The following is a 7,871-nucleotide window of genomic DNA, read 5'->3' on the forward strand; positions in this document are numbered from 1 at the left end:
GCCAATTCCATATGCATGACTAGATGTTGGTTTGCTGCTCAACACCATTATTGTCGCTAAAAGTCTTATAAGTTTAGTGCTAATTTTCAGATTTTTGTTTTGGGAGTTCCAATGTTTCCGGTACTGGCACTTGCTCTAGCTGCGGCTCCGGTATTGGGGGCGGTGGTGGAGGCCTCTTTGCCTCAGACATACCATACCTGTACACATGGAACATTCCTGCGAATACAATCAGTATTAGTCCTGTAAAGAACAGTGATAAGTTGTTCAGGCCAGTGATTGCCGCATTATATGCAGCTATGTTTAGATAGACTTGGAATACCAGCAACCCGATTATGACCCAGTTAATCCATTTCTGGGACAAGTTGATCTCTGCTACTTTCTTTGGTCCCTTGTCCTTGTTGAGCTTTGCCTTGCGTTCCGCCTCTTGCGCCATCTTTATCATCATATAGCTAAAGCCAAATCCTAGCGGCACTAGCAAAATCATTACCAAATAGAAGAATATTGGGTCGATGACTAGTCTTTGGACTAGAGGAACCGTAGTGTCAGATGGTATGTAGAATCCCCAGTATGTAGTAACCATGATTTGTGCAAGTCCGGTGATTCCAAAGGCAGTAATCATCGGTCTGTCCTTCCAAGAGAATTTCTTGTATCTATCTATGAATGGCACCAGCAATAAAGCACCTATGAAAAGACCAGGCCAAAGCACGCCTGTTACGAACTTGTCATACTGGGTTCTCAAAAATGCATACAGTCCTGTCAGGTACCATTCCGGAACGGTAATTCCAGGCGGTACGGTAGGCTCGAACTTGAATCCCATGTCAATTGGGAAAACGCCTCCCGTGATCAGAATAGCGCCAGAGATTGCCATGACCATCGGCACATCAAATACCAGAAATCTCGGGAAATGAACTGCCATTAGTCCAAGCATTACAAGCGGTAGGATAAACACATGTTGGGCATAGAACCTAAGCACAAAGTCCGAAAATCCAGACCCAAACATGGCGTCCCGTATGGTAGGCCCAGCTATAGGTATGGAGTTAGTCAGAGAGGCCGCAATACTGATTGCAAGTTCTGCTCTCTCGCTAAATATGATGTCGTATCCAGTAAATGCCTCAAGTATTGTTACTGTACCCAGTATGACTCCGGTTACCCAGAGAATCTCGTTTCTAATTTTGTATCTTCCACTGAAATATTGATAGTACATGTGCAGTATAGCCAGAAGAACCATGGCGTTGGAGCCATGATAGTGGATGTTTCTAATGTGGAATCCAAATGGGACAACATTATTGATTTTCTCCACACTATCCCATGCCCTGTCCAATACAGGCATGTAATAGAACATCAATAACGCGCCGGAAATTCCCAATATTACAAATACGATGAATGTGAGCATTCCCAAAAATCCAAATGGACTGACAAATCTAGATGGGAATGAGAATTTTACTCCAGTAAAGACTGTTCTTTCTAGTCCATCCCAGATCCAGTACAAAAAGGCAACAGTGCCTGTGCGCCTACTCAACGAAACGGCCATATCCTACTACTCCATTTTTGTCTGGTGAAAATTTGGCTGGCAGTATCCACAAGTCTCCCATGGAATCAGCTTCCAAATCTAAATTTGGTAAAGTGTTAGACGGGGTCGCCTGCAATGACGCAGGTCCTGCATATGCAGTTCCAGTCACTGGGCTGTACATGCTTCCATGACACGGGCATTCGCCTCTTTTTCTGCCTTCTTGCGGCCAGTATTTCCAAAGGCACCACAAATGTAAGCACACCATGCTAAAAGCCCTAAATGAGCTGGCATCGTTTTTGTCACCTCCAAGTTCTTGTGGCAATCGAATAAACTGCCATTTTCTAAACGCTTCTTCATCGATTACTCTATCTCCTGTCATTGGATATGTGATGACTTCGGCGTGATTGATTTGAAAAGTCTTAGTATTTGCCTGGGCGCCGTCCGGCAGAATTACCGGCACTCTTTCGATTTTTGCGCTGTCCGGGTTTGGCATGAAATTGCCCCATGGGACGAACGGTGCAAATGTCAGTGCTGTTCCTGCTGCACCCATTAGTTTGAGAAAATCTCTTCGCGATAGCGCAGATGACTGGATACTATCCCCTTGCGGCATTCAAAGCTGCTTTTCGAAACTTTTCTTATAAACCTTGTTTCATCGTTTTGATGAGTTTTGCCACTTGGTTGTCAAAATTATAAAGATGGCGATTCCGATCGCTATAATTCCAGATATAATCAGCAAGACAAGATTGAGATCAAGTTTTGTATTGTTTTTGGCTACAACCGGAGTGATGATGTCGGATTTTTCAAATGTGATGGTTTTTTCTGATTTGTTTCCAGCCCTGTCCATACTCTGAATTATAATGTCGTGTTTACCATCAGCCAGATTTCTAGCATCAAAGTCAATCGAGGTCTGGTTTTGAAGTATGGTTCCGTCTGGCAGCAACACGGAAACGACATTGGGATTTTCATCCTCTACAGCAAACTCAATACTCAATACATCAGATATTCTCTCCTGCTGATTTGAGACCAGTATCTGTGGGGCAGTCTTGTCCACAACAAACGAATAGAATTGTACTGATGTGTTGCCGGCATCATCGGCTGCCTCTATTTTGATGGTGTGCGGGCCTTCAGATATGTCAGATATGGTATCAGTTTCTATACCATCAAGGTAATACTTGACTGAAACCTCGCCATCATCAGTTATTGCAGGAATTGGAATTGTATTGGCATACTCATCAATAGGAAAAACAATGACAGGTGGTGATACGTCTGCAGATATGGAAGAAAATTTGCCAATTACCGTAAACGGTTCGGTAGTAGATTTGCCTCCAAACAAAGTTGAATGCAACAATAAGGTGTATGTTCCCGTCTGGTTTATTGGCGCAGATAATAAAGTAGATGTTGCGTCTTTGTTTTTGACTGGATAAAATCCACCGCCCTCACTAAACGGAGTGATGCCAAGCCAGTCAGATGTAGGCCAGTCAAGTAACTGTCCAAACACGCCCGCAGGAACATTGCTTTGTATGATTCGACCTTGCGGATCAATTACAAATGCGGAAAAGTTAGTGTCGCCGTCTTGCCAAGATATGTCAATTGAGGCTGTGTTGATTGTAGAATCTGATATGTCAAAATAATACTGTCGCCAGTCTCCCGCATTGTACCTGTTAGTCATATCAAACGCCCCCTTGACGTAGCCGTTTCCATACAAAATGTCTGGGTTATTTTGGCCAGCTATCACTGTCAGTTTTTCCTTTTGTATTTGTGATGTTATCGCAAACGACAACGGTGCATTTACTGTATGATTATTGCCAATGAATCTTAGAAATCCCTGATAGATTCCAGGCTTGGCATTCTCTGGAACAATTATTGTTGCAGAGACATGGGCTGTGCCATGGGGCGGTACCTTTATGATTCCATTGTCAACCCAGATATCGCTCCAGTCTTGCTTTTTGTAATAGCTCGCAGACAGCTCATAGTTCATCTCTGTGGAATTTTTCTTGATCTCGCCTAACCAGTATGAGTGTCTTGTAGGCACTGGATACACGCCAACGAGGGGCACATTTTCGAATTTGGTGTTCGGATCAGATACGCGCAGTTCTTGGACTGTTCCCCACGAGCCCCCTCTGTTTACTAGAGAGAGCTCACTGCTTGAGACCAGATCGTCCTTGTTTTTGTCATTCCAGTCATAGAGGTATAGCGAGGCAATCTTCATGTCCGATGCGTAAAGCTTTTCTGTCTTGTTCATAAAGTCCGAAAAGGCAAAGTTCATGTTCATCACCATTAGTTCTGCGTCTTTTGGAATTACAGTTCTATTTTCATAATATGAGGACAGTGATTCTTGCTTTGAGACATCTTTTAGCTTGATATAGTCAGGCCTGAACACGCCTGTCTTGTTGTAAAGTATGTCTTTTAGTTGAATTTTTGTAGTAGAATTTATCTCTGATTTTTCAATCAGGGCTAGCTTTTGGGGAATCACCTGTATTGTTATGGTCTGGTTGCCTGGATTTTCTATTGTATATGTGGTTGTGCTTTTGTCGCCCGGCCCCAGTCTTCCTCCAAACCAGCTTGTCTGCGGGTGTGCCTTTTCAGATAATTTGAACATGTCAAATCCAGGAAGTGTCTGATTTAGTTTTATCATTGGAGGTTCAAGGACTTGTTTTATTGTGTAATACGTGGAATTGTTATACACTGCAAATACTCCACCTTCTCCATTGATTAGTTGCGCTGCCCTGTACGAGTTTACAAACCCAGAGCCCTGCGTGAACGGATCGTTTTGTATGTCAGTGGCAGTAGACATTAGAATATTTTTTATCATGAATGGATCGTATTCTTGGTTTTTTTGTTGTAGTCCTTCCATTAGGATTGCCGCAGAGCCTGCAACTAGCGGTGCTGCCATGCTAGTTCCTCCAAACATGGAAAATGATTCCGCCTTAGAGTCCTTTTTTGCCTTGAGTACGTTGCTTGGCACAAATCCATATGCCCCAGTGTTTAGCAAATCTGGTTTTGGATCTCCAATTATGCTTGGGCCCCTGCTTGAAAAGTCAACCATGTGGTTTGCGTTATCTGTGGTGTTGCCAAATCTTGGCTGGCCCTTGAACGCCCCATATCCTACATAGACATTGTTTGTAGTAGCCCCAACCGTGATTCCAAACGGTGCGGCGTTTGGCAGGCCCATGGTGCCATAGCCAGGCCCTGCATTTCCTGCACTGGAAATTATTGTCACGCCGGGATATTTCGGATCAACTGACTGCGGCGTGGACAAAACATTTACTATCAAAGACAACACATCCATTCCTGGAGTTGTTTTCAGTGACGGAAAATTGGAAATGCCCCAGCTGTTCGACATTATATCGGCTCGTGGCTTGCCTGAAAACTTCCACGTGTTGTTTGTATTGTCAAATCCAGAGGCCCAAAGCCAGCCATACACAGTGTCGCCAAACCAGAGAGCCTTTACTGGTATGATTTTCGCATTTGGTGCAACACCCGTCAGCTTGTATTTTTTTGTATTATTGTAAATGTCGTATTGTTCTTTTCCCTTGGATACGATTGATGCTGCAGACCCTGTTCCATGGCCAGCAAAGTCAGTCATTACGCCAAAGAAATCTCCCTTTGGATCTAGTGGCGGCAGTAGCGTTCCGTTTGTAGCCTTGAGGAATGTATCCACAGATGACTTGTTTTGCGATATTACTCCATAGATGTCGACTATTTGCGCACCCACAGTACCTGCACTAAAGTCCAGCTTTCCGTCCTTGTTGGAGTCATATACCAAAAATTCATTGCCAGCTCCCAGCCGAATTGGTGTTTCATCTGTAAAGTCAAAATCATATTTTGGCTTTTGTCCCTTTTTTAGATCAAACTTGGTATAGTCTTGCCAAGATGTGCTAAGGTCCGGTATGATGGTATCATATTTGCCAGGGACCTGCGAATCCACTACCAGTATAGGCACTGCCTGAACGCTGGTAAATGGTCCCTGCATTGTTCCTTGGTACATCATCCCAAAATGGTAAACGCCGCTTGCGGATTTGATGTAATCATGCTTGCTTTTGCCTATTTTGTAATCATCTAGTATGGTGCCGTTGAATATTGGCGCAGGGCCGCTTGCCGGAAAGAACGAATTGTATATGGATATTGGAGTTCCCTTGCCATTTTGCTTTAGGTTCAAAAAGGCGCCTTTTTTTGTCAGGTATACAGTCGATGTTGCGTCTTTGTCAAGGGATTTGTTTATTTTCTCAATTACCGGTTTTGTGAGATTTTGTAAAACGCCGTACTTGTCAATGTTTGCAGCAAAGGTAGCATTTGTAATCACGAGCCCCTGCCCGTCGGCATCAAGCATGATTGGATGGTTGTTCTGGTCCCGTGCCAAAGAATCCTTGAGATCTGGATTTGAAAAGTCAACACCAGTATCAACTATGGCGATCTTGATCCCATTTCCAGTGTAATTGTATTTTATTTGCGCAAGCTCTGCCCCACTGGATTCTCGGATCTGGTCCATTTCTGAAAACATGCCCCTGTCATGAAATTCCAGCGGAAAATCCCTGATGATCTGGTATCCTTTTGCGCTTAAAACCGGAATTGATTGGTCAGAAAGTATGGCAATTGAAAAAAATCCGTTGCCAGTGCTAACACTGGAAATTGTGTCAATGTCGTCAGGTGATCCGTATCCAAATACAAGATAGCGCTGTAGGTTGTGGTTTTGCAGAGTTTCCTTTGGGACTAGGACCAGATCAGTAAATGAGCTTGCATCTAATTTTGTCCCAGAGGGATTGTCAAATTTATCATATGCAAAAGAGTTTGAAAACACAGAAGACATCAAAAGGACACAGAGGGTCAGCGAGAGGATTTTTGTGCCAAAAAACATGGTGGTACTATCTTCTTCTTGCAATAATGACAATTTGCAGTGCCACAATTATTGCAATTGATGCAACAATTGGAAACAACAAAGAGTTTAGCTGTTGCGATGCATTTTCCATGTTTTTAACGGAATTTGATATAGAAGTAACGCTGTCATCGATGTTTTTGCTAGCAGAATCCAGCGAAGAGCCAAATCCTTCTATTTCAGATTTTAGATTGTCCAGCTCTGATGACGTATCTTTTAGTACGGAATTTAGCTCGATGATTTGCGTTGATATCCCTCCCAAGTCTTGTTTTAGGACTACCGTAGCTGCAGAGCCGTGTGATATTGTTCCCTGTGAGAAGGCTACTGCATGGAATACGTGTGTTCCCTCCTGAGTTGGAGTGAATTCCGCATAATACAGTCCAGGGTGCAGAGTTTGTAATGATGCAGACAGGTTAACTGCCTGTCCGTCTGGCAAATGAACGTGTGTTGTGCCAAGCAGCTTCTCCGGGCTTCCACCAACCAACAGACCATCGCTAGTTACCTGGGTGAAAATTCGGAACGGTTGTCCCAGTGCGGCGGTCTCGGGAGTAAAGACAAGTGTCATTATGTCTCTAGAGACGGGAATTTTTTCTATTTCTGTTGTCGGGGAAAATTTGATTTCTATTAATTTGGAAAGCCCGTTTTGTTGGGTACTGATTGCTTCTACGGTGTATGTTCCATACGGTATTTTGATTGATGATTCCGGCCAGACGAACAGTTCTGCCTGGAACTTGCCATTATTGTCAGTAGTAACCTGAGTAAACGTTATGACGTTTTCAGCCGGATCCGTGAATCGAAGAACTATGTCTTCTCCTGGGAGGGCTTTGCCATACACAAAAAGCGGTTTTCCCGGAGAATAGATTTGGTTGTCAGCAAAAAAATCCAGCTGCGCAGCAAATGCTTGGGAAACGCCGAGAGAAAATACGAAACAAAATACGAGCAATAATTTCATCTGCTCAATATGAAAGATATCTGATAGATATTACTTGTGATAGCATCCGCTAGGTTTTGTTCTAGTAAAAAAAAGAAAAAAGGGATAGTATTATTTTCGTCTTAGCTGACAGTTATGTCTACAGATACTGGTGGGCTCAACGCTGTTGGATTATCAACACTTTCCCATACAAACACTGTTGCAGTGTAAGTACCGGATGCTGATGGAGTCCAAGACAATGCTGGGCTGAATGATTGACCTTCTGATAATGAACCTGTAATCCATGCCAGTGAAACAGTAACTCCGTTTTCATCCTGGATCTGTACCAAGTATGCAAATGCTTGCTCTCTGTCCTGACCGTTGTTCAATTCGGCTGTGATTTGTACCTGTTGGTCTACGGATACCTCATCTAAGGTATTGCCGAAGGCGTCAACAACTCTTGCGTTAGCAGCTGGTGCTCTCTCAAGAGGTGGTACTACAGTACCGATGAACGAAGTGCCAGAAATGTCGAGTTCATCTGCAGTTGTGTATGGATCCGGCAGGGTGTTATCTTTGTA

The 7,871-nt window shown here is 43.5% G+C and carries 5 protein-coding genes; all 5 read right to left on the minus strand.

Annotated elements, in window-relative coordinates:
- Positions 1-79 precede the first annotated feature (79 nt).
- Positions 80-1,531, minus strand: a complete 1,452-nt coding sequence (locus FJ354_06900; protein ID MBM3906379.1) for a cytochrome bc complex cytochrome b subunit — start codon at positions 1,529-1,531, stop codon at positions 80-82.
- Positions 1,512-2,120: a Rieske 2Fe-2S domain-containing protein gene (locus FJ354_06905; GenBank protein MBM3906380.1), complete on the minus strand. Its 609-nt coding sequence runs from the start codon at positions 2,118-2,120 to the stop codon at positions 1,512-1,514. Before FJ354_06905 ends, FJ354_06900 begins: the two co-directional genes overlap by 20 nt.
- Before the next feature lie 39 nt (positions 2,121-2,159).
- On the minus strand, positions 2,160-6,317 hold the full coding sequence (locus FJ354_06910) for a peptidase S8 (protein ID MBM3906381.1): 4,158 nt from the start codon (positions 6,315-6,317) through the stop codon (positions 2,160-2,162).
- A 55-nt stretch (positions 6,318-6,372) separates the two neighbouring features.
- Positions 6,373-7,335 carry a methyl-accepting chemotaxis protein gene (locus FJ354_06915; protein MBM3906382.1) on the minus strand — a complete coding sequence of 321 codons (963 nt, stop codon included), beginning with the start codon at positions 7,333-7,335 and terminating at the stop codon, positions 6,373-6,375.
- Positions 7,336-7,436: 101 nt separating this feature from the next.
- Positions 7,437-7,871, minus strand: a 435-nt coding sequence (locus FJ354_06920; protein ID MBM3906383.1) for a hypothetical protein, incomplete at its 5' end; no start/stop codon positions are given.

The sequence above is a fragment of the Nitrososphaerota archaeon genome, from assembly GCA_016872055.1.
GTDB lineage: Archaea > Thermoproteota > Nitrososphaeria > Nitrososphaerales > Nitrosopumilaceae > Nitrosotenuis.